Origin of the sequence: Paenibacillus thiaminolyticus, assembly GCF_007066085.1 — a bacterium.
Lineage (GTDB): Bacteria > Bacillota > Bacilli > Paenibacillales > Paenibacillaceae > Paenibacillus_B > Paenibacillus_B thiaminolyticus.
In genome coordinates, this window is the sequence record NZ_CP041405.1 from 5,974,118 (window position 1) to 5,994,864 (window position 20,747).

Here is a 20,747-nt window from a genome sequence, read left to right on the forward strand (position 1 = left end):
ACAGGACAGGCCGCCCATTGCTGGGCGGCCTGCTGCTTTAGAAGATCGCGGTTTCTTCCACGATGACTTTGACGTATTCTATATTTCGATCTTCCGGGCCTTTGACCGGCAAGCCGATGTCGACGTGGTCCCGGATGTAATCGATATTTTGCTGCGAAATGACCTCGCCCGGCAGGAGAATCGGAATTCCAGGCGGATAAACATAAATAAACTCGGCAATAATGCGTCCAGCAGACTCCTTGAATGGAACGACTTCCGTATCGGCATAGAACGCATCCCGCGGAATGAGCGAGAGCTGCGGGATCTCTGGTATTTTGACGATAAGCTCCTGTACCTCGTTTTTCTCGAAATGCGTTGCTGACAGCTCTCGCAGAGCTTCCAGCAGCGTCGCTATCGTTTCCTTGGAATCGCCTGGCGTCACGAGGCACAAAATATTATACATATCGCTGAGTTCTACTTCAAGCTGGTAATGATCCCGGAGCCAATTCTCTGTCTCGTAGCCTGTGATGCCAAGATGGCGCACATGAATGGTCAGCTTAGTCGGATCGAAGTCATAGGTCGCTTCGCCGCCAAGAATGTCTTCCCCGAAGCAGTATAAGCCCGGAATCGCGTTGATCTGCACTCTCGCTTCCTCAGCCAACTCAATGGTGCGCTCCGCGATTGCGTGGCCGTTCAGGGCCAGATTGCGGCGCGACGTATCCAGAGAAGCGAGCAGCAAGTAAGAAGTCGAAGTTGTTGTCAGCATGCTGAAAATGGTCTGGACCCGGTACGGATTGACCAGCCCGTTCTTGACATTGATGTTGAGAACCGAGCTCTGAGTCATGGAGCCTCCCAACTTGTGAACGCTGGTCGCCGCCATGTCCGCCCCCGCTTCCATTGCTGATATTGGCAGCTTCTCATGGAAGTGGATTAGGACCCCGTGCGCTTCATCAACCAGCACCGGAACGCCGTAGGAATGAGCCAGATCGACAATCTCCTTCAAATTGGCGCAAATGCCAAAATAGGTTGGATTTATGACCAGGACGGCTTTCGCATCCGGGTGCTTCTCCAGCGCGCGACGGACCGAACGGGTCGTGATGCCGTGATCGATGCCGAGATTGGCATCCCTTGCCGGCGATACGAACACCGGGCGCGCCCCGGCGAAAATGATGGCCGTCATAATCGATTTATGGATATTGCGAGGCACGATTATTTTGTCGCCAGGTGAACAGACGGACATAATCATCGTTATGATGGCCCCGCTTGTGCCCTGTACGCTGAAGTACGTATAATCTGCGCCGAAGGCATCCGCAGCCAAGGCTTGCGCTTCGGCGATGACGGCTGTCGGCTGATGCAGATCGTCCAGCGGAGCAATGTTGATCAAATCTATGGAGAAGGCATTATCTCCGAGGAAGTCCCGGAATTCGGCATCGCTGCCGGCGCCTTTTTTGTGTCCCGGAATATGAAATTGTACCGGATTCCGGGCGGCATGCTCCTTCAAAGCGGTAAAAAGAGGCGTCCGATGGTGGTTCATCGCCGTAATCACAACCTTTCTTGCTGAAAATGCAGATATGTCTGCGCACCTTGACGCAAACAAAGATAAGTTTAACAAAAACGTTTCGGAATGCAAGCAGTTTTTCGGGGATGCGGAAGAGTGTGACATTTGTCGCATTTTATTCATTTCCGTTGATAACCAATTATGTTAGGATGAACGTATACATAGGAGGGAACTGTGTCATGAAAAAACAAATGACTGTCGTCGTGCTTATGCTGATGATGGTATTTATCGGATTCGGCATCGTCATTCCGGTTCTGCCGATGATGATTACGGATGCCGGCGCGAACGAAGTGCATCTGGGGCTCATGCTCTCGCTGTACTCGCTCGTCGCCTTTATTCTGTCCCCGTTGTGGGGAGCGCTATCAGAAAAAGTAGGCAGACGCCCGATCATCCTTATCGGAACGCTTGGCTTCAGTGCCAGTTACGCGCTGTTCGGCCTTGCGGACGGCTCTTTGTGGATGATGTATGTCTCCCGCTTGCTCGGAGGCCTGTTCTCCGGCGCGGTGACGGCCGTCATCGTCGCGTATGTAGCCGACATTACGCCGCCGGAGCGGCGGACGAAGGGAATGGCGATGGTCGGTATGGCGATCGGCCTGGGCTTCACGTTCGGTCCTGCATTCGGGGGCATCATCAGCAAGATTGGACATAACGCGCCCTTTTTTGCCGCATCGGTGTTAACGCTCCTTACCTGCCTGCTCGGCTGCGTCCTGCTGCAGGAATCGCTGCCGAAGGAGAAGCGGATGCAGCCGCGCGAGGCGGCGCCTTCCCGCTGGACGGCCTTCACCGGCATGATGAAATATTTGTATGTACTGTCATTCTTCGTGACCTTTACGCTTGCAGGGCTGGAGTCCACTTTGCTCTATTTCCAGGCGGTCCGCATTCCGGGAATTACGGCCGTAGACATCGGCTTCATGTTCTTCTACTGCGGCCTCGCCGGCGCACTTGTGCAGGGCGGGATTGTGAGACGGTATATTAAGAATGGAGCGGAAAAGAAGACGATCGGCGCCGGGCTGGTCATTTCCGCCCTCGGTTTTTTCCTCCTGCTGCTGTCATCGAATATGGTGAACGCGACGATATTCCTATGCGTCTTCGGAATCGGCAATGCGCTGATCCGGCCATGCGTCATCTCTCTCATCACACAGAAGACGACGGTCAGCCAGGGAGTCGCTTCGGGCCTCAATTCATCCATGGACAGCTTCGGCCGCATCGCCGGACCGCTGCTGGCCGTGGCGATCTTCAAATGGAACGCCAATTTGCCTTATATCATTGGCGGCGTCCTGTGCCTGGCGGCCATCGGCCTGCTCGTTCGTTTTTCGGTGGCGGAACGGGCGAAGACCTCGGCCGGAACTTCCATTTAGTCCCTCCATCTTGGGCGGCTCATAGGATTGGACGCAAGGATACAATAAGGGTGATTCTCCCGCATGAAGCGTGCGGGGGAATCACCCTTTTTGGTGCGAAGACTTGTTCTGTTCACTATTGCGCGTAGTGTGTCGAAGTTGGGCTGGAGCTACGCTTCCAGCGCCAGCTTGTACAGCGGCATCAGCGTCGTCAGCGTGCTGCGGGCCAGTGCCATGAACGCTTCGCCGTTGGACAGCACCGGATCGTGGGCGGTGATGTTCCGCCCAACGAGCCATTCCGCCTGCTTGACGTCGCGGAAGCGGACAAGCATCTTCTTCAATTCCTCATCGTTGATGTCGGCGAGACGGACGTTCTCTTTTTTCATATGATCCATCGAGATGACGAAGTCAGCCGGGACAAGCGAGCGGAACCGCTTCGTGTCGTTCAGCATCATGCTCGCGATGTTGCGCTTGTTCGCCACTTCATAGATGAAGGCGAGCCAGATGAACACATGGTCATCGAACAGTCCGACCTGGAAATGGGGCAGCGACTTGTAGCCGCGCTTGTTCGGACCGATGGCGAGCCACGTATCCTTCGGCGGATTGACCGTGCGCCGGGCATGCTTCGCGATATGTAAAAACATCTCTTGGCCGCTCTGCACAGCGGCATCGCCGACAAGCTCTTCACCTATCGCTTGGAACTTGGGCTGGATATGTTCGCGGATTCCTTCCATGCGAGCTTCGAGTCCTTCGGTATGGAAGACCAGGAAGTCGGTTGCGTTAAATCCGGTAAATGTGGTCATCATTATCGTTCCTTTCGTGCCGTTGTAAGCCGATTATACCATAATCTGCTCTAACTTGAGCGGCGCGAGCAATTCGAGTCAATAACCAAGTTACCGAATCATATGATGGAGTATACGATATCGTAAGGAGGGATTGCCGTGAACCGCAGTGATGAGGTCGAATACCGGAATCTGGAGCTGCGCTTTGACCGCCGGCAAATCCAAAACCTCATTCGGGATCTGATACAGGAGGGCTACTCCTTGTATTGGAGTGAGAATGAGACATTGTTTATCGTGTCTATCCGAACGGGGCGGAAGCTGGTCAAATTGCGTTTTCAGCGCTTGCAGGATCGGTTCAAGCTGGTAGGCGATTATACGATTCGGGACGAGAAATTATCCGAGTTCATGGAGCGAATGATTGGGCATGTGCGCGGCCATGCGGTCGTGCGGCGGTGCAAGGACAGACAGGTGCTGGTCGAAAATATTATGTTCGGCGAACGGATTCGCCTCGTGGAAATATGCGGACCCGAGCAGCGTGTGCTGTACCAGAAGCGGCCTGTTATTACATTGGAGGAGATGGTGCAGGCCTTCACGTCCACGCAGGCGGAGGAACGGATGGGCGAGCTTCGGCTTGAGATTGATTATGCCCTGACGGAATTGCACGACGCGATGCGAATGAATGATGCGGAGAAGGCGGAGGAGTGCAAAAAAGGACTCGAGCTTCTGCGCCGGGAGATGATTCAGCTGGAATGGTGAGGATGCGCTGCAGCCTTCGGCGGCCGGAAACCCAATACTCCATATACACCCTCCTTCCGTAAGATTTATATGGGGCGGAATGTTGCAGGGTGTATTGCTGTGCGGTACAATAGGCGTAATGTTACGCTATATCAAATTATAGATAAAGGGTGGAAGGACCATATGACGAAGAATCAAATTGGTGTCATCGGCCTTGCCGTAATGGGCAAAAATCTGGCGCTTAATATCGAAAGCCGCGGGTTCGCCGTATCAGTCTACAACCGTTCGCGCGAGAAGACGGATGCGCTTCTGCAAGAGGCGGCAGGCAAGCAGTTGACGGGTACATATACCATTGAAGAATTCGTGAATTCCCTGGCTGTGCCGCGCAAGATTTTGATTATGGTTCAAGCGGGACAAGCTACCGATGCGACCATCGAACAGCTTCTGCCTCATCTGGATCAAGGAGATATTATTATTGACGGCGGGAATGCCCACTTCCCGGACACTCAGCGCCGCAGCAAATATTTGGAAGAAAAAGGCTTCCGCTTCATCGGAGCGGGCGTATCCGGCGGGGAAGAAGGAGCGCTGAAGGGACCTGCGATTATGCCGGGCGGCCAGGAGAGTGCTTACAAGCTCGTTGAGCCGATTCTGACCTCCATTTCGGCCAAAGTCAACGGAGATCCTTGCTGCACCTATATCGGTCCGGACGGAGCGGGCCACTATGTCAAGATGGTTCACAACGGCATCGAGTATGGCGACATGCAGCTGATCTGCGAAGCGTATCATCTGTTGACGACAGTGCTTGGCGTCGAGACGAAGGAGCTTCATTCGATCTTCACGGAATGGAACAATGGGGAGCTTGACAGCTACCTGATTGAGATTACGGCCGATATCTTCTCGAAGTATGACGAAGAGACGGGCAAGCCGATGGTGGACGTCATTCTTGACTCTGCCGGGCAAAAGGGCACGGGCAAATGGACAAGCCAAAGCGCGCTCGATCTTGGCGTGCCGCTGTCGATGATTACGGAATCGGTATTTTCCCGCTTCTTGTCCGCCTTGAAGGAAGAGCGCGTCGCCGCGAGCAAGGTACTGCAAGGTCCGGCTTCCAAGCCGTTCACAGGCGACAAGGCCGAATTTATCGAAAATGTGCGCAAGGCGCTCTATACGAGCAAGATCGTATCGTATGCACAGGGCTTCGCCCAAATGCGTGCCGCTTCCGACGAATTCGGCTGGAATCTGCGCTACGGTGATATCGCGATGATCTTCCGCGGCGGCTGCATTATCCGCTCCCGCTTCCTGCATAACATCAAGGAAGCGTATGACCGGGATCCAGAGCTGAAAAATCTGCTGCTTGATCCGTATTTCAAAAATATTGTGGAAAGCTATCAGGATGCTTGGCGCCAAGTGGTTGCCGCGGCAGTCGCTTACGGCGTGCCGGTGCCGGGCTTCGCGAGCGCGCTCGCTTACTTCGACAGCTACCGCACAGAGCGGCTGCCTGCGAATCTGCTTCAAGCCCAGCGCGATTACTTCGGCGCCCATACGTTCAAGCGCGTCGATAAGGAAGGCACCTTCCATTATAACTGGTTGTCCGAATAAGGCATCATAACGCCGGGCCCAAGCGGGCCCGGCGTTATTTACAGATTGCCGTCCTGGTCCAGAAGCCCGTATGTTGCTTCGGACAAATATTGGCGAATATGTTCCGATTTCTCGCTGAAGCTTACACCGCGAATGAGAAGCAGCGAAATTTCAGCGAAATAGCGGAAGTTTTGCAGAATCCGTTCCGGACCGAGACGGGCCCATGCTTCGTCCTTCTCGGTAAGCTTGCTTTTGACGAAATTCAATACCCACACGATGTCTTCTCTGCACAGCGGATGTTGCGTGTCCATAATTCGGGCCATACGGGCGGATACGCTGCGCTGTGCGGAATGGGAATCCGGGGAGGGCAAGGTGGACATGCCGATTCACTCCTAGGGGCCTCATCGATTGCCGATGATGCTTGTACCTTTCTAGTAGGCAAGCTGCATTGCACCGGCTCAAGGCGCACAACATTCTTATAATCATCATCTTTATGTCGAAGGCGGTGATTTTATACATGGCGCCATTGTCGAACGGAAGACACGTATGCTATCATATGGGAAGTTTACGCCAGCAGGACGGGGGATAGCAGCATGAGCAATCGATCGATTGTACTTATCGGATTTATGGGAACAGGCAAATCAACCGTCGGTGCACGGTTGGCCGAGCAGTTGAAGCTTCGCTTCTGCGATTTGGACGAGGAAATTGTCAGCCGGACAGGACAGTCGATTCCCGATATTTTCGCGGAGCGGGGGGAGGCTTATTTCCGGGAACAGGAGGGACGCATTCTCTCTCTGCTGCTGGAAGAAGAAGCTCCTAAGATTATCGCAACCGGGGGCGGGGCCGTCTTGAAGGAAGAGAACCGGAAGCGCATGAAGGAGCAGGCGACTGTGGTTCATCTGACAGCAGAGGAGGCGACGATCGTGGAGCGGGTCCGCCAGGACCGGAACCGTCCGCTGCTGCAGGGCGATGTGGAGGAGCGGGTTCGCCGCTTGATGGCGGAGCGCCGCGGGCTGTACGACTTCGCTCATCTATGCGTGCCGACGGACAGCGAATCCGTGGAACAATTGTGCGCCCGAATCCTCGCCCATATGGAACGGAATTAGTCCTCGGACTCCAGTTCGGCCCAGGAGAGCATGCCGCCTTCCAGGTTCACGGCATTGTCCCTGCCAAGGTGCTGCAAATATTCGCATACGCGCTCGCTGCGGTAGCCGCTGCGGCAGATGAAGATGGTCTCTTCTGCCTGATCGATCTCTTGAAGCCGTTCCGGAATCTCGTTCATCGGAATATGCTTGGCGCCGGGAATCATGCCTAGGGCAACTTCCTCATCCTCGCGCACATCGATCATGTTTAACACTTCGCCGCGGTGCAGCCGGTTCCTCAGCTCTGCGGCTCCGATCGTCTTGATGGGTGTCATTCGGGAACAAGCATCCTTTCTCAATGGGAATGATTGAGTCGTCTTGGCTATAAGAAGCCTGCGCTCAGTGAATATATTCAATATTATACGTTTAAATTTAAAGGAGTGGAAGCGCATGGACGTTATCGTAAGGCCGACATCCCGGCTGCAAGGTGAAATTCAGGCATTGTCATCCAAAAATTACACGACCCGGTATTTGCTTGCCGCCGGATTGGCGCAAGGGACGAGCACGATTTACTATCCGGCCCACAGTGAAGATAGCGATGCCATGCGCCGCTGTCTGCGCGATCTTGGCGCGGTGCTGGAGGAGGACGACGAGAAGCTGGTCATTACGGGCTTCGGACGCCGTCCGCAGTTGGCGAATCTGGAACGTGAACTGAATGTGGGCAATGCGGGAGCGGTGCTGCGGTTTTTGATGGCCGTTGCCGCGCTCCTGCCGGAGGTGAACTTCATCAATGCCTATCCGGACTCGCTAGGGAAGCGGCCGCATGACGATCTGATTGCGGCGCTCACGCAGATGGGGGTGGAAGTGTCGCATCGGGAAGGCAAGCTGCCGATCACGATTCGGGGTGGCGAGCCGAAGGGCGGACATATCCGCGTATCGGGAAGCGTCAGCTCCCAGTTCCTTAGCGCCTTGCTCTTTCTCACTCCGCTTTTGGGCGAGGACAGTGTCATCGAGGTCGTGGACGATCTCAAGTCCAAGGTTGTCGTCGGCCAGACACTGGAAGTGCTGGCTCAGGCCGGCATTCGCATTGAAGCTCGCGAAGATCTGATGTATTTCCGGGTGCCGGGCAACCAAAGCTATGAAGCGAAGACTTATGTCGTGCAAGGGGATTATCCAGGCTCGGCCGCGGTTCTGGCGGCGGCGGCCGTCGTTCCTTCCGACATCGTCGTCAAAGGCTTGACCGAGGACAGCAAGCAGGGAGAACGCGCGATTGTTGACGTGCTGCGCATGATGGACGTGCCGCTGGAGCATACGGACTCGACGGTTCGCATCCAAGGAGGCGCTCCGCTGAAGGCAGTGGAGTTCGACGGAGACGCGGCGACCGATGCCGTGCTCGCGATGGTGGCGGCGGCCGTCTTCGCCGATGGAACTTCGCGCTTCTACAATGTAGAGAACTTGCGGTACAAGGAATGCGACCGCATCACCGATTATGTGGCCGAGCTGCGAAAGGCCGGCGCGGATGTGGAGGAGCGGCAGGCGGAGATTATCGTGCACGGGAAGCCGCAAGGCGTAGCCGGCGGAGTCGAGATCAACGCGCATTACGATCACCGGGTCATTATGGCGCTTACGGTGGTCGGGCTGCGTGCGCAGCAGCCGATTCGTATTCGCGATGCCCATCATGTCGCCAAATCGTACCCTCAATATTTTGACCATTTGCAAGCGTTGGGCGCGCAGGTGGAATGGGTGGAAGCATAACCTATTTACAAGGTGATGACATTGGAAGGAGTGAATGCAAATGAGCTATGAGCACCCGCCCCAGGAAGAAATCCGCAAGCTGCTGAACGAGAGCAGCACAATAGCTGTTGTCGGCTTGTCCGATGACCCGACGCGAGTATCTTATATGGTCGCGGAAGCGATGCAGAAGAAAGGCTATCGCATTATTCCCGTTAACCCGAAGGCGGAACAGATTCTTGGCGAGGCTTGCTATCCCTCTCTGAAGGACGTACCGGTTCCGATCGATATCGTGAACGTATTCCGCCGCAGCGAATATTGCGCGGATGTGGCGCGAGAGGCGGCGGAGGTCAAGGCGAAGGCCATATGGCTGCAGCAGGGGATTGTCAATGAAGAAGCGGCCCGTATCGCTGCGGACAGCGGCATGTTCTGCGTCATGGACTTGTGCATCAAAGTGCTGGATTCGATTCTGCTCCCGCATGGGAAGATCGAATCATAGCAGATTCCGGAGCAGCGCGCCGGGGGATCTCGTCTCATGACGAACGAGAACTCCCGGCTTCCGCCTTTATTGAGGCTGTTCAAAAAGCAGATGCTTCGAATTCTTCAGGCTGGTGGAAAATTCCCATAGACTTCTCAACGGCCTGATTTTACGGGTTCCAGGAAGACCTCGTCGGATCCTAGGGGCATCATCGCCTTCAGGAAGCATCATCGCCTTTTGGAGGCATCGTTGCCTCCCGGGGATTGAACGTGTGGAGGTAATTTGCTGCTATTTTACAGGAATTTCGGCTCAATAAGTCTACATCCCGAGGAATTGCTGCAAATCTACATCTTTTTAGGCCCTTTTGCTTTAAGCCGAAGCGAAACGGGTGAAATTCCTGCAGATTTGCAGCATTCCCTTTCTGGTAAAGGCGTTCATATCGAATTGCTGTATTTGCGCAGGATTTCGCTTATCGAATAGGTGTAGAAATCGTGCAGTTTTGCAGATTTCGCTTACCGAATTGGCGTGTCTGGAGAAATCGTGCAGTTTTCCGGATTTCGCCTACGGGATAGACGTGTCTAGGGAAATGGTGCAGTTTTGAGGCCGTTGGAAAACCCCTGTTTTTTACGAAGGGGTGGAGATTGTCCACTTTCCTACTCAAAACTTGGCACCCATAGCGTTTTAAATCGATTTTTTCTACGGAGAGACGAGATCCACCACACAAAAAATGAAGTTCTACAAAATCCTTTGGACTTTCTCAACAGCCTGAATTCATGCAGCCTTCCCGTGCCGAAAAACGTCCTTTTTGAGCACGTACTTTATTTTATTTTGACAAAGCTCCGCGAAGCCCTTACCATTCTTGGTAGAAGGAGAGGATGTCCTTGAATCAGTTAGGGATTCTTCAGCAGTTATCGCGAGCGCTCATGCAGCCGCTTATCGCGCTGCCGGCAGCGGCGCTGGCGCTGGCGTTCGGCCATCTTCTGGCGGGTGCGGGCTTGCAGGATACGGCCGCCCTGTTCGAGCTGACAGGCCGGACGATTTTTTATGTGCTCCCCTACATTTTCGCGGTCGGGGTTGCGCTTGGCTTGGCGAATAATGCTGGAGTCGCCGCTTTGTCGGCGCTGCTCGGCATCTTTATTTTCCGCCAGCTGCTGAATCAATGGAGCGGATCGGCTTTCGAGCCGACCGTATTGAACGGCATCATCTTCGGGATATTGGCGGGACTCGTTCATCAACGCTTCAAGGATGTGCGTTTTCCCGAATATTTGCAATTTTTTGGAGGCCAGCGATTTGCGGTGCTCCTTACGACCCTGTGCTCGATCGCTCTTTCCTGGGTGATGATTATGCTGGCTCCCTTCATGCAGCAGGGCATACAGTTTTTGGGGCAGGAAATATTGGCCATGGGCGGATTCGGCGTCTTTTTGTACGGCGTTCTGCATCGGGTGCTGGTCGCTTTTGGGCTGCATCATCTCCTGAATAACCTGTACTGGTTCCAGGTAGGTACATTTACCGATGCCGAAGGAATGACGTACAGCGGCGATTTGCCGCGCTTTTTTGCAGGAGATCCGGCGGCGGGCGTATTCATGGCCGGGCTGTATCCGATTATGATGTTCGCGCTGCCGGCCGTGGCGCTGGCCATTGTGCATGAATCGCGGGAGGACCTTCGTCCCAAAGTGCGCAAGACGTACATGACGGCGGCCTTGGTCTCGCTGCTGACGGGAATTACCGAGCCGATTGAGTTCGCGTTCCTGTTCGCGGCGCCGTACCTGTTCATTGTCCATGCGCTGTTGAGCGGGGCCGCGATGTGGATTACGGCCGAACTTGGCGTTCGGCACGGCTTCTCGTTCTCGGCTGGAGCGATAGACTATATCGTCAATTTCCACCAGTCGAAGGGAGCGCTGTGGATTATCCCTATCGGCATCGCGTTCGCGCTCATCTACTATGTCGTATTCCGCTTCGCTATCCAGAAGTTCCAGATCCCGACCCCTGGCCGGGTGGAAGGATCATTGCTCGACGATATGGCGAGCGATCTTCTGCATCGGGTGCCGCTCATTATACAGGCGCTCGGCGGCAAGGATAATATTGCCGACATTCAGGCCTGCATTACCCGGCTGAGGCTTCGCGTCAACAATGACAAGCTGGTCGATCGTCATACGCTTCGCAAGCTTGGAGCCGCGGGCGTCATTCGTCTGGGCGGGGGGCATTTGCAGGTCGTCTTCGGCACCTACTCGGAGCTGATCAAGGATGAGATGGTCAAGCGGCTGCAGCGCAACTCGAAGCAAGTCTGGTTTGTCGCTCCGGTGCAAGGGAAAATGATCCCGATTGAAGAGGTGCCGGACCGCATTTTCGCACAAAAGCTTGTCGGACAAGGAGTCGCATTCTTGCCTGACAAAGGCGAGCTCGTCTCGCCCGTACATGGCCGAGTGCGCCATGTCTACCCTACTATGCACGCGCTAGGCATCGAGACGCCGGAAGGGTTGGAAGTCCTCCTTCACATCGGAATCGAGACGTCATCGTTGAATGGCGCCGGTTTTCAGGCAGTTGTACAGGAAGGTGATGAAGTGAGACCAGGACAGCTTATGATTAAATTCGACTACAATGAAGTGAAAAAGCGCTGCGCATCGCTGGCCACTCCGATGGTCATTACGAATTCGGATGCGGTCGCTTCCTGGAGCTTCGCGCCGTTCGCGGCGGTTAAGCGGGGACAGACTTCCGTCATGTCGGTCGTCCTGAAGGAGCATGCTAACGGAGGTGGCAGACGATGACGCAGAAGGTGCAGGGAATCGGGGCTTCCAGCGGAATCGCCATCGGCAAGGCGTTCGTGCTTCCTACATGGGAATGGGACGTGCCGGAGGAGAAGATGGATCCGTCCGATCTGGCCCGCGAATTCGAGCGGTTGTACGAAGGCATCCGTTCGTCGAAGGATGAGATCGAGTTCATTAAGAGCGAGATTCGCGAAATGGTCGGGAATGAAGAGTCCTCGATATTTGACGCGCATCTGGCCATATTGGACGATCCGATTTTTATGAATGAGATTCAAGGCATTATCCAGCGGCAGTATAAGGCGGCGGAAGTGGCGGTGAAGGAGGCTATCGATCACTTCGTCACGATGTTCGACTTGCTGGACGATGAGTATATGAAGGAACGGGCCCTGGATATTAAGGATGTCGGCAACCGTCTGCTCAAGCATTTGCTGGGCGCGCCGGAGATTACGCTGCCGACCGATACGCAGCCATATATTCTGGTCGCGAAGGAGCTATCGCCGTCACAGCTTGTCCATTTGAATCCGAAAAATGTGCTCGGCATCGTCATGCTGATGGGGGGGAAGACGTCCCATTCGGCGATTATGGCTCGGGCGCTCGGCATTCCGCTCGTTCTCGGACTGGAGGGGAAAATCACAAGACCTGTCCAGACCGGCGATCTGGTCATCGTGGACGGGGAGCACGGCATGGTCTATATCGAGCCGCCGGAGCAGGTCGTGAAGCAGTACGTAGCCCGGCACGAAGCGTATGCACGGGAGATGGACGAGCTGATGAAGCTGGTCAAGCTTCCTGCCGTCACTCAAGATGGCCTGACGATCAGCTTGTCGGCCAACATAAGCTCCACGCGCGAGCTGGAGATTGCAGATCAGAACGGGGCGGAGGGCGTCGGGCTGTTCCGGACCGAATTCATGTATATGGATCGTTCCTACCCGCCGTCCGAAGCGGAGCAATTGACGGTCTACCGGGATGCAGCCGAGCATTACAAAGACTCGCAGGTCATTATCCGCACGCTCGATATCGGCGGCGACAAGCCGATGGAATACTTGAATCTTCCGGAAGAGGATAATCCGTTCCTCGGCTACCGGGCGATTCGCATTTGCCTCGATCAGCAGGAACTGTTCAAGTCTCAGCTCCGCGCCATTCTCCGCGCGAGCGCGCACGGGCCGGTCGCGATTATGATCCCGATGATCTCGTCCGTGGAGGAGATCATCGCGGCCAAGGCGGTGCTGGAAGAGGCGAAGGCAGAGCTGCGGGATGAAGGGCTGCCATTTGATGAGAAGCTGCCTGTAGGCATAATGGTGGAGGTGCCGGCTGCGGCCCTGATCGCCGATCGCCTCGCGGAAGAGGTCGACTTCTTCAGCATCGGCACGAACGATCTGGTGCAGTATACTCTAGCCGTCGACCGGATGAACGAGCAGATTGCGCATATGTATGATCCGTTCCATCCCGCGGTGCTGCGGCTTATCCGTCATACGATCGAGGCAGCCCAGGCCCGCGGCATCGGCATCAGCGTCTGCGGCGAGATGGCAGGCGACACGCGGGCCGTTCCGCTCTGGATTGCAATGGGCGTCACGAAGCTGAGCATGTCCTCGCGCTTCATTCCGCGGGTGAAGGCGGCTATTCACCGCGCGACCCGAACCGGGAGCGAGCAGTTGGCCGAACGTATTTTCGCGGCCCGCTCCAAGGCCGAGATCGATGAATTGGTCGAACGGCATTTTACGTCCTGACATCTATGCATTGACGCCAGTCGTCCTCCTTCAGGGAAGAGCGGCGTTACACCTAACACAAAAGGGGGCTGTCTAATAAGTCCCTAAAATAAAAAGTTGGGCGAGAAAACGTAAGGTTTTCCGTCCAACTTTTTTTGTTCTTTCGCTTTTGCAGGAACGTAACGAGGCGGATGCCCGCCACCTTCAGTAGATTGTGGGCCAAAGCCACAATCCCAAATTCGGTGTGCACCTTCTCCATCCCTCGCAAGGAGAACCGACGGAACGAGCGATTGCCCTTGATGTGACCAAATACGCTTTCTACCTCGACTTTACGCCGAGCATAGATCACGGATCTCTCGTCATCCTCAAGGGCTTTTTTGGCCTTTGCTTTTAATTCTTCCCAGATCGTATTCCAGTGTACCTGGCGGTTCCCCTTGGCCTTGGTGCAGCTTGCCTTGAGTGGACAATCACTGCAATCTTCACATTCATAAATTTGAAGCTTTGCTCCAGGCCAGACGCGTTTTTCTTCGTTTGGTATTTCTTAAAGCGAACGTACTGGCCATTCGGGCAAATAAATCGGTCATCGTGCTCTTCATACGTCCAGTTGGAGGCATGCCGGATGTCCTTCTTGTAGCGACGCGTTTTCTCTTTCATATAACTGCCGTAAGGAATGAGAAAATCAAAGTGTGGCTGTTTTTCTTCCCCCACTACATACAAGTAATTTTCCTCGCTGCCATAGCCTGCATCAGCAATCACCGTTTTGGGCATCGGCAAAGTAGCGGGCCACATGATGGTCGGGGATAAGTGCCCCCAGATCCAAAATCATGTGCATCTGCTTGTTATCGTAGGCTTTAAAGGTGGGAGCAAGTTTTCGTTTGGAAACCGTTTTTTCTTCCACATCCCCTAGAGGAAGTGTCAATTGCATGGTATACTGTTCAGTAGTAGTCGTCAGATTACGCATAAAAAACCGTCCTTTTTTGAATGATTGTGTGGTAACTTTCATTTTACAGGAAAAGACGGTTTTTTGTGTACATTTTTCATATTCAACTAAAACGGGGCGTCCAGAAGTCAGTTTTCACTGACTTTCTGGACAGCCCCCTGTCTGCTTTTCATGCGCTTGATCAGCCTTCTGCCAGCTTGTCGCAAAATGCCTTCCCGTAGGCGGGAAGATCGGGCGGCCTGCGGGCCGATACGAGATGGCCGTCGACGACGACCTCCTGGTCGAGCCACGTTGCGCCCGCGTTCTCCATATCGTCCCGGATGCCCGGCGTCGATGTCACGGTCCGGCCCTGCAGAATCTTGGCGGAGATGAGCACCCAGCCTGCATGGCAGATCTGGCCTATCGGCTTGCCCGCCTTGTCCATGCCGCGAATAATGGAGAGCACGCCCTCATAGCGGCGGAGCTTATCGGGAGCCCAGCCTCCTGGAACGAGAACTCCGTCGTACACGCTGGCATCGATATCCTCGAAAGCATAGTCGGACGTTGCGGGAACGCCATACTTCCCGATGTACGTTTTGCCGGCCTTATCGCCAACCAGATGCACCTCTGCCCCCTCCTCGCGGACGCGGTGAACCGGATACCATAATTCCAAATCCTCGAATTCCTCATCAACGAGCGCGATGACGCGCTTGCCGGTTAAACGCATAAATCTCTCAACTCCTTCGTACGTTGTATCGAAGAACAAACCTCCTGCGCAATCGAACGCGATCCGGCCCTTATTGCATCTTAACGGCTCTATTTCCATAATGAAGCCTATTGAGTCTTGGAGCGGAATGGCCTACGATTTTAACAGGGAGATTGGTTCCGGGGATGGAACTGTTCCTTATCTATTCATTACCATAACGTCAGTCGGATGAAGCTGTCAAATGATATCGGCCCTCCGGCAGCAGCCTGCTATCGCTAGCTGGGCAGCAGGGGGAGGGTCGAAGCGCCCGGACGGAACCGCGAGGGCGGACAGAGTCCAAAGATACATATCGGAGCGTATTCCTTGCGATATGGCACTAGATCCGGCGTAGGAGCAGACAGAGAGAAATTGTGATGTAGGGGTGGTTGTATGAACAAACAATGTAATTGTGGCCATGAGATGCTGCTTGCTTTGCGCACCGTTATCCACGACCGGACAATACACATTCACCATGTGCCTGTGTTGACGTGCCCGTATTGTGAACGCTCGGAGCTGTACCCGGCCATCAAGCAGGAGATAACGGATATGATTCGCTGCCGCAAGGCGGGACAGAGCAAGGCGTTATTCAGCATGGACGAGGAGGGCGATTCCGTGCCGCAGCACTATTTTTTCGAGGAGATGAACGAGGCGGCCAGCGTGCTGGCCGAATGCGCGGACCTGTTCGGGCCCGGAGATCTGCTTCCGTACGCAGAGAAAGAGATGAACGAGCGGATTAACAAGCTTCTGGATATGTACCTGCTGGCGAAGACGCTGAAGGACGAAGAATGGGTGTCAGAGCTGCAAGATCGCTTAAAACAGATTTCCGGTTTTAGTTTCTATCCGGATCGGGTTAAAATAAGTTAAGAGGCTCTTTGCCTACTGCACTCCCTCGGAACAAGATTCCGGCGGGGAACAAGGGGGACTCCCGATTGAGATCGATAGATACGGAACAAGCGCTGCAGGAATGGATAGATTCAACCCAAGAGCAGACCGCCGTCTTATTCAAGCACAGCACACGCTGTCCGATTAGCGCCCGGGCGAACGGAGAGATGGCCAAGGTGGCGGAGGAATTCGAGCCACGGGGGATAGCAATGGGACAAATTCTTGTTGTCGAGCACCGCGATGTGTCGCTCGCTTGCGCGGACAAGCTGGGCATCCGGCACGAATCGCCTCAAGTCATCGTGATGAAAGAGGGTCAGGTCGTCTGGCATGACTCCCATCATGAGATAACTTTTGACAATGTAAGCTTGGAATTGACGTCCTCCTCCCGCTAAATGACGCATTTTCAGACGATTGCAGTTGTAACATTGCGAATTTTCTGAAAATATCGTATTATGAAATGTAATAAAAGGGTCGTAACAAATTTTCGGTAATTGGAGAGAAGATTCGTGACGGTAACTATTTATGATGTAGCGAGAGAAGCGGGCGTCTCGATGGCCACCGTTTCCCGGGTTGTGAACAACAATCCGAACGTGAAGCCGCAAACGCGAAAAAAGGTTTATGAAGCGATTGAGCGTTTAGGTTATCGCCCGAATGCTGTCGCACGCGGACTTGCGAGCAAAAAGACGACAACCGTTGGGGTCGTCATTCCCGATATTTCCAATTCTATTTTTGCTGAGGTCGCACGAGGAATTGAAGATATTGCGAACATGTACCATTACAATATCATTTTGTGCAACGCAGACAAGAAGAAAGAGAAGGAAATTCGCGTCATCAATACGCTGCTGGAGAAGCAAGTGGACGGGCTCGTATTCATGGGCGGTGTCGTAACGGAGGATCATATCCAGGCATTCCGTACTGCATCCGTTCCGATCGTGCTGTGCGCGACGACGGACGAGCATGCCTCTATTCCTTCGGTAGACATTGATCATGAAGGGGCCGCATTCGATGCGGTCAACACCCTTATTCGCCACGGTCACCGCGATATTGCGATGATTAGTGGAACGCTTCAGGATCCGGCCAACGGATTCGCGCGTTTCCAGGGCTATAAGAAGGCTTTGGAGGGCGCAGGCATTGAATACAAGGAAGACCTGGTCCGTATCGGGAACTACCGGTATGAATCCGGCGTGGAAGCCATGAAATATTTCCTCGGTCTGAAGAAGCGGCCGACGGCAATTTTTGCGGCAACCGACGAAATGGCGATTGGAGCGATTCATTGCATTCAGGACGCCGGGTTGAAGGTGCCTGACGACTTCTCGGTCATCAGCGTTGACAATATCCGTATGGCCTCGATGGTTCGTCCTCAGCTGACGACCGTAGCCCAGCCGATGTATGATATCGGCGCGGTGGCGATGCGCTTGTTGACGAAGCTGATGAAGAAGGAGAACGTGGAGAATTCACAGGTCGTTCTGCCGCACGAGACGATTCTTCGCTTGTCGGTCAGCCAGGTGAATGAATAAGGCCGCAGCATGCCGGCGGCATATGAAGAGCCCCTATTATTGGGGCTTTTTGTGTGTCAAGTCAGCTGCAACGGTAAGACATTCGATCAAGAAGGAATGAAGGGGGAAGGCGATATGGCAAGCGAGTCCGTAATCGGAATTATTGGCGCGATGGACGAAGAGATTGAGCGCCTGTTACAGGCTGCACAGGAAGTTGAGGAAGTGAAAGTAACGGGAATGACTTTCTATAGGGGGCAGCTGGCCGGGCGTTATGTCGTCATATGCAAATCGGGCGTCGGCAAAGTCAATGCCGCCGTCACGACGCAAGTGCTGATTGATCGCTTCGGGGCCAAGCAGGTGCTCTTCACCGGAGTAGCCGGCGCGATCCACCCGGAGCTGAACATTGGCGATATCGTCATCTCGACGTACTGCATGCATCATGATATGGATGTGACCGCTCTTGGCTTCGAGCCCGGGGTCATTCCCTTCCAGCAGACATCCCGGTTCGAGGCGGACGGCGCCCTGATTCAATTGGCCGAGCAGGTGTGCGCCGAGCTGTTCCCGGGACGCTATCTCAAGGGCGGGGTGCTGTCCGGGGATCAATTCATCGCCAGCCGCGACAAGGTTAAGGCGCTCTTCGAGACATTCCCGGGCTCGGCATGCACGGAAATGGAGGGCGCGGCGGTAGCGCAAGTATGCCATATCCATGCAATCCCGTTCGTCATTATCCGGTCGATGTCGGACAAAGCGGACGGATCGGCCCATGTCAATTTCGCGGAATTCACGGTCGAAGCCGCGCTGCACTCGTATCAAATCATCGAGCGGATGGTCAGCCAATCCGCCTAATCATGTCATGTCCGCGGCGATGTTCTGGACGGGAAGGCGGCGCGTTCCCATCCGAACTCGCGCCGCGGCTTGCTCTTCATCTTACATACTCCAGCGCTAGCTCCTTCACTTGCTCGTTCTTCGCTTCGATAATGGACCTCCTTGGCATCGGAGCCCATCGCGCCACGTCATCGAGCCAAGTGGACGGCAGCGGCACCGGAGCCTCGTCAGACCAGCGCATAATCCAGGCCTCTGGCAGTCGTGTCAGCGGCTGACGCACCAGCTCGTCCTTCATCGGATGCTCGCACATCTCCAGCCAGAGCATGCTCCAGGCGCGCGGCACGACTCTCCAGATGTCATAGCCGCCACCGCCGAGAGCCACCCATCTTCCTTCGCAGCTCGCATGTGCGAGCCGGTGGATCATTTTTGGCATCTCCGCATAAATACGCATACTGCAATGCATGTGAGACAGTGGATCGAAGGCATGCGCGTCGCAGCCGTGCTGGCTGATGATGATGTCCGGGCGGAAGCTTCGCGCGACCTGGCCGATCGTCTCCTCGAAGCATTGCAGCCACGATTCATCCTCTGTATACGGTTCCAAAGGCACATTCACGCAAGCGCCGAATCCTTCCCCGGCGCCGCGCTCGTTCACGAAGCCGGTTCCCGGGAACAGGAATTTGCCTGTCTCGTGAATGGAATAGGTGAATACATTCGGGTCGGTATAGAAGCTCCATTGGACGCCATCACCGTGATGGACGTCGGTATCGATATAGAGAATGCGGGCATCATAGTGCCTCCGCAGCCAGGAGATGGCGACAGAGGCATCGTTATATACGCAGAAGCCGGCCCCTTTCTCGCTGAAGGCATGATGCAGCCCGCCTCCCAGATGCAGGGCGTGGAGAGAGCGGCCGCTCATAACGGCCTCGCAGGCTGCGACGGAGCCCCCTACGATCGCGCTAGCCGCCTGGTGCATACCCGTGAAGTAGGGGGTGTCTTCGGTATGGAGGCCGTATTGATCAGAGCGGGCGACCCATTCCTCCGCAGGATCGTCTTCGCTTAACCGCATCACGGCCTCGATGTAATCCTCTCTGTGTATGTACCGGATCCACGCCTCCCAATCCGCCATCGCCGTGGCAGGTCGAACGATAAGATCGTCGGAGAGGGCGCCGATGCGCGTCAATAAATCGTTGGTCATGACGAGGCGGCGCTGATCGAATGGGTGATCGGCGTTGAACCGGTACCGCAGCGCATCGTCATGCATGAAATATAGGGCTGTGTCGGCCATTCGGGCACCATCCCTCCCTTTGCCATAATGATTAGATTAATTCAGTACATGAACCGCTGGCGGAAGCGCACGCGGTCGAATTGCTCCCGCGAGGCGAGCGGAACATCTTTGCCGATGCGGACCATCAAGCAGTTGGCAGGATGCGAGCAGATCTCCGGATCGTCGGTCGCATACCAGACCATGCCGACCGATTCCATCAGCCGCTCCATCATTTTTCGGTAATCCCACACATTGAGCCGGGTGCCTTCCAAATCCCAATGCCAGTAATATTCGGTCGTGAACACGATATAGCTCTCCATCTGATCGTCTTCAAACGCGGTAGTAATCATTTTTTTGCCGAGCCCCAGCGAACGATACTCGTTGGCGACCTCGATGGCGCCCAGCTCGATGAGATCCTCCATGCCGCCCTCCGACCAGCGCTCCAGTTCGTCCGGATAGTGAAAGGTGACATATCCGATGATGGTCTGGCCGTCCCGGGCCGCGATGATTCGTCCTTCCGGCAGCCCGGCGATTTCGATTAGCGCTTCCTGCTGTTCCTTCGGCCTTCGGAACGCGTTCAGATCCGGGTGCATGTCCCATGTGCCCAGCAGCTCCGGCTTGACGGGACCTTCCACGACGATGACGCGATCTTCGTAAGGGATGATTTGCGCGTGATAACATTTTCGATGCTCCACACCCAGCAGCTCCTTTCGTCTCTTCCCTTGGTTATAGCAAAAAAAGGCCGTTTTGAAAAGGAAAAGAATAGGCTAAAAGAAAAACATATGCTATAATAAATCAAGCTTTAATAATTCATGAAATCTCCCCTTGACAGCACGATTCACATCAAAGTCAAAAAATTTTGCAAGCTCCTGAAAGCGGTTTTATTTGCGA

Annotated in this window: 22 protein-coding genes; 12 read left to right on the top strand and 10 right to left on the bottom strand. The window is 54.7% G+C overall.

All coding sequences use genetic code 11. The features are described 5' to 3' along the window. Positions 1 to 37: 37 nt before the first annotated feature. On the bottom strand, positions 38 to 1,513 hold the full coding sequence (locus FLT43_RS26365) for an aminotransferase class I/II-fold pyridoxal phosphate-dependent enzyme (RefSeq protein WP_087442220.1): 1,476 nt from the start codon (positions 1,511 to 1,513) through the stop codon (positions 38 to 40). Between the two features lie 203 nt (positions 1,514 to 1,716). Between FLT43_RS26365 and FLT43_RS26370 the strand changes: the two genes are divergently transcribed. Continuing rightward, a complete protein-coding gene (locus FLT43_RS26370; protein WP_087442195.1) occupies positions 1,717 to 2,895 on the top strand; it encodes an MFS transporter in 1,179 nt (392 codons plus the stop codon). Positions 2,896 to 3,044: 149 nt separating this feature from the next. On the opposite strand, the gene FLT43_RS26375 is transcribed toward FLT43_RS26370, so the two are convergent. Continuing rightward, entirely contained in the window at positions 3,045 to 3,680 is a 636-nt protein-coding gene (locus tag FLT43_RS26375) for a YktB family protein (RefSeq protein ID WP_087442196.1), read from the bottom strand. A 135-nt stretch (positions 3,681 to 3,815) separates the two neighbouring features. Here FLT43_RS26375 and FLT43_RS26380 point away from each other — a divergent pair, with 135 nt between their 5' ends. Both FLT43_RS26380 and gndA read left to right on the top strand, forming a co-directional pair. Further along, complete coding sequence (locus FLT43_RS26380; RefSeq protein WP_087442197.1) at positions 3,816 to 4,412, top strand: hypothetical protein; 597 nt, start codon at positions 3,816 to 3,818, stop codon at positions 4,410 to 4,412. Positions 4,413 to 4,574: 162 nt separating this feature from the next. Further along, a complete protein-coding gene (gene gndA / locus FLT43_RS26385) occupies positions 4,575 to 5,987 on the top strand; it encodes an NADP-dependent phosphogluconate dehydrogenase (RefSeq protein ID WP_087442198.1) in 1,413 nt (470 codons plus the stop codon). A 38-nt stretch (positions 5,988 to 6,025) separates the two neighbouring features. On the opposite strand, the gene FLT43_RS26390 is transcribed toward gndA, so the two are convergent. Next, on the bottom strand, positions 6,026 to 6,346 hold the full coding sequence (locus tag FLT43_RS26390) for a methyltransferase (protein WP_087442199.1): 321 nt from the start codon (positions 6,344 to 6,346) through the stop codon (positions 6,026 to 6,028). 213 nt (positions 6,347 to 6,559) lie between these two features. Between FLT43_RS26390 and FLT43_RS26395 the strand changes: the two genes are divergently transcribed. Continuing rightward, positions 6,560 to 7,072, top strand: a complete 513-nt coding sequence (locus FLT43_RS26395; protein ID WP_087442200.1) for a shikimate kinase — start codon at positions 6,560 to 6,562, stop codon at positions 7,070 to 7,072. On the opposite strand, the gene FLT43_RS26400 is transcribed toward FLT43_RS26395, so the two are convergent. Then, positions 7,069 to 7,383 (bottom strand): rhodanese-like domain-containing protein, encoded by a 315-nt coding sequence (locus FLT43_RS26400; protein ID WP_087442201.1) that lies wholly within the window; start codon positions 7,381 to 7,383, stop codon positions 7,069 to 7,071. The two genes, FLT43_RS26395 and FLT43_RS26400, sit on opposite strands and share 4 nt — an antisense overlap. Positions 7,384 to 7,498: 115 nt before the next feature. Between FLT43_RS26400 and aroA the strand changes: the two genes are divergently transcribed. The 4 genes from aroA to ptsP all read left to right on the top strand — a co-directional run bounded on the left by aroA (position 7,499) and on the right by ptsP (position 13,746). Then, positions 7,499 to 8,803 carry a 3-phosphoshikimate 1-carboxyvinyltransferase gene (gene aroA / locus FLT43_RS26405; RefSeq protein WP_087442202.1) on the top strand — a complete coding sequence of 435 codons (1,305 nt, stop codon included), beginning with the start codon at positions 7,499 to 7,501 and terminating at the stop codon, positions 8,801 to 8,803. Positions 8,804 to 8,843: 40 nt separating this feature from the next. Continuing rightward, positions 8,844 to 9,278: a CoA-binding protein gene (locus tag FLT43_RS26410; RefSeq protein WP_087442203.1), complete on the top strand. Its 435-nt coding sequence runs from the start codon at positions 8,844 to 8,846 to the stop codon at positions 9,276 to 9,278. Between the two features lie 854 nt (positions 9,279 to 10,132). After that, entirely contained in the window at positions 10,133 to 12,022 is a 1,890-nt protein-coding gene (locus tag FLT43_RS26415) for a glucose PTS transporter subunit IIA (protein WP_087442204.1), read from the top strand. Continuing rightward, positions 12,019 to 13,746: a phosphoenolpyruvate--protein phosphotransferase gene (gene ptsP / locus FLT43_RS26420; RefSeq protein WP_087442205.1), complete on the top strand. Its 1,728-nt coding sequence runs from the start codon at positions 12,019 to 12,021 to the stop codon at positions 13,744 to 13,746. Before FLT43_RS26415 ends, ptsP begins: the two co-directional genes overlap by 4 nt. A gap of 52 nt (positions 13,747 to 13,798) precedes the next feature. Here ptsP and FLT43_RS30930 read toward each other — a convergent pair whose 3' ends face one another. The 4 genes from FLT43_RS30930 to FLT43_RS26435 all read right to left on the bottom strand — a co-directional run bounded on the left by FLT43_RS30930 (position 13,799) and on the right by FLT43_RS26435 (position 15,371). Beyond that, positions 13,799 to 14,218: a transposase gene (locus tag FLT43_RS30930; protein ID WP_373994926.1), complete on the bottom strand. Its 420-nt coding sequence runs from the start codon at positions 14,216 to 14,218 to the stop codon at positions 13,799 to 13,801. After that, positions 14,116 to 14,499: a hypothetical protein gene (locus FLT43_RS30325; protein ID WP_244951365.1), complete on the bottom strand. Its 384-nt coding sequence runs from the start codon at positions 14,497 to 14,499 to the stop codon at positions 14,116 to 14,118. Before FLT43_RS30325 ends, FLT43_RS30930 begins: the two co-directional genes overlap by 103 nt. After that, positions 14,471 to 14,686, bottom strand: coding sequence for a hypothetical protein (locus tag FLT43_RS26430; RefSeq protein WP_087442887.1), 216 nt, complete (start codon positions 14,684 to 14,686; stop codon positions 14,471 to 14,473). Before FLT43_RS26430 ends, FLT43_RS30325 begins: the two co-directional genes overlap by 29 nt. A gap of 160 nt (positions 14,687 to 14,846) precedes the next feature. Next, positions 14,847 to 15,371, bottom strand: coding sequence for a type 1 glutamine amidotransferase domain-containing protein (locus tag FLT43_RS26435; protein WP_087442888.1), 525 nt, complete (start codon positions 15,369 to 15,371; stop codon positions 14,847 to 14,849). Positions 15,372 to 15,779: 408 nt separating this feature from the next. Between FLT43_RS26435 and FLT43_RS26440 the strand changes: the two genes are divergently transcribed. The 4 genes from FLT43_RS26440 (at position 15,780) to FLT43_RS26455 (ending at position 18,613) form a co-directional block, all read left to right on the top strand. Next, positions 15,780 to 16,253 (top strand): hypothetical protein, encoded by a 474-nt coding sequence (locus FLT43_RS26440; RefSeq protein WP_244194221.1) that lies wholly within the window; start codon positions 15,780 to 15,782, stop codon positions 16,251 to 16,253. 65 nt (positions 16,254 to 16,318) lie between these two features. Beyond that, positions 16,319 to 16,663, top strand: coding sequence for a bacillithiol system redox-active protein YtxJ (gene ytxJ, locus FLT43_RS26445; RefSeq protein WP_087442889.1), 345 nt, complete (start codon positions 16,319 to 16,321; stop codon positions 16,661 to 16,663). A 114-nt stretch (positions 16,664 to 16,777) separates the two neighbouring features. After that, positions 16,778 to 17,788 carry a catabolite control protein A gene (gene ccpA, locus FLT43_RS26450; protein ID WP_087442890.1) on the top strand — a complete coding sequence of 337 codons (1,011 nt, stop codon included), beginning with the start codon at positions 16,778 to 16,780 and terminating at the stop codon, positions 17,786 to 17,788. A gap of 114 nt (positions 17,789 to 17,902) precedes the next feature. After that, positions 17,903 to 18,613, top strand: coding sequence for a 5'-methylthioadenosine/adenosylhomocysteine nucleosidase (locus FLT43_RS26455; protein ID WP_087443028.1), 711 nt, complete (start codon positions 17,903 to 17,905; stop codon positions 18,611 to 18,613). A 76-nt stretch (positions 18,614 to 18,689) separates the two neighbouring features. On the opposite strand, the gene FLT43_RS26460 is transcribed toward FLT43_RS26455, so the two are convergent. Together FLT43_RS26460 and FLT43_RS26465 are read right to left on the bottom strand one after the other, a co-directional pair. Next, positions 18,690 to 19,877 (bottom strand): acetoin utilization protein AcuC, encoded by a 1,188-nt coding sequence (locus FLT43_RS26460; RefSeq protein ID WP_087442891.1) that lies wholly within the window; start codon positions 19,875 to 19,877, stop codon positions 18,690 to 18,692. A gap of 41 nt (positions 19,878 to 19,918) precedes the next feature. Continuing rightward, positions 19,919 to 20,551: a GNAT family N-acetyltransferase gene (locus FLT43_RS26465; RefSeq protein WP_087442892.1), complete on the bottom strand. Its 633-nt coding sequence runs from the start codon at positions 20,549 to 20,551 to the stop codon at positions 19,919 to 19,921. Positions 20,552 to 20,747: the final 196 nt, after the last annotated feature.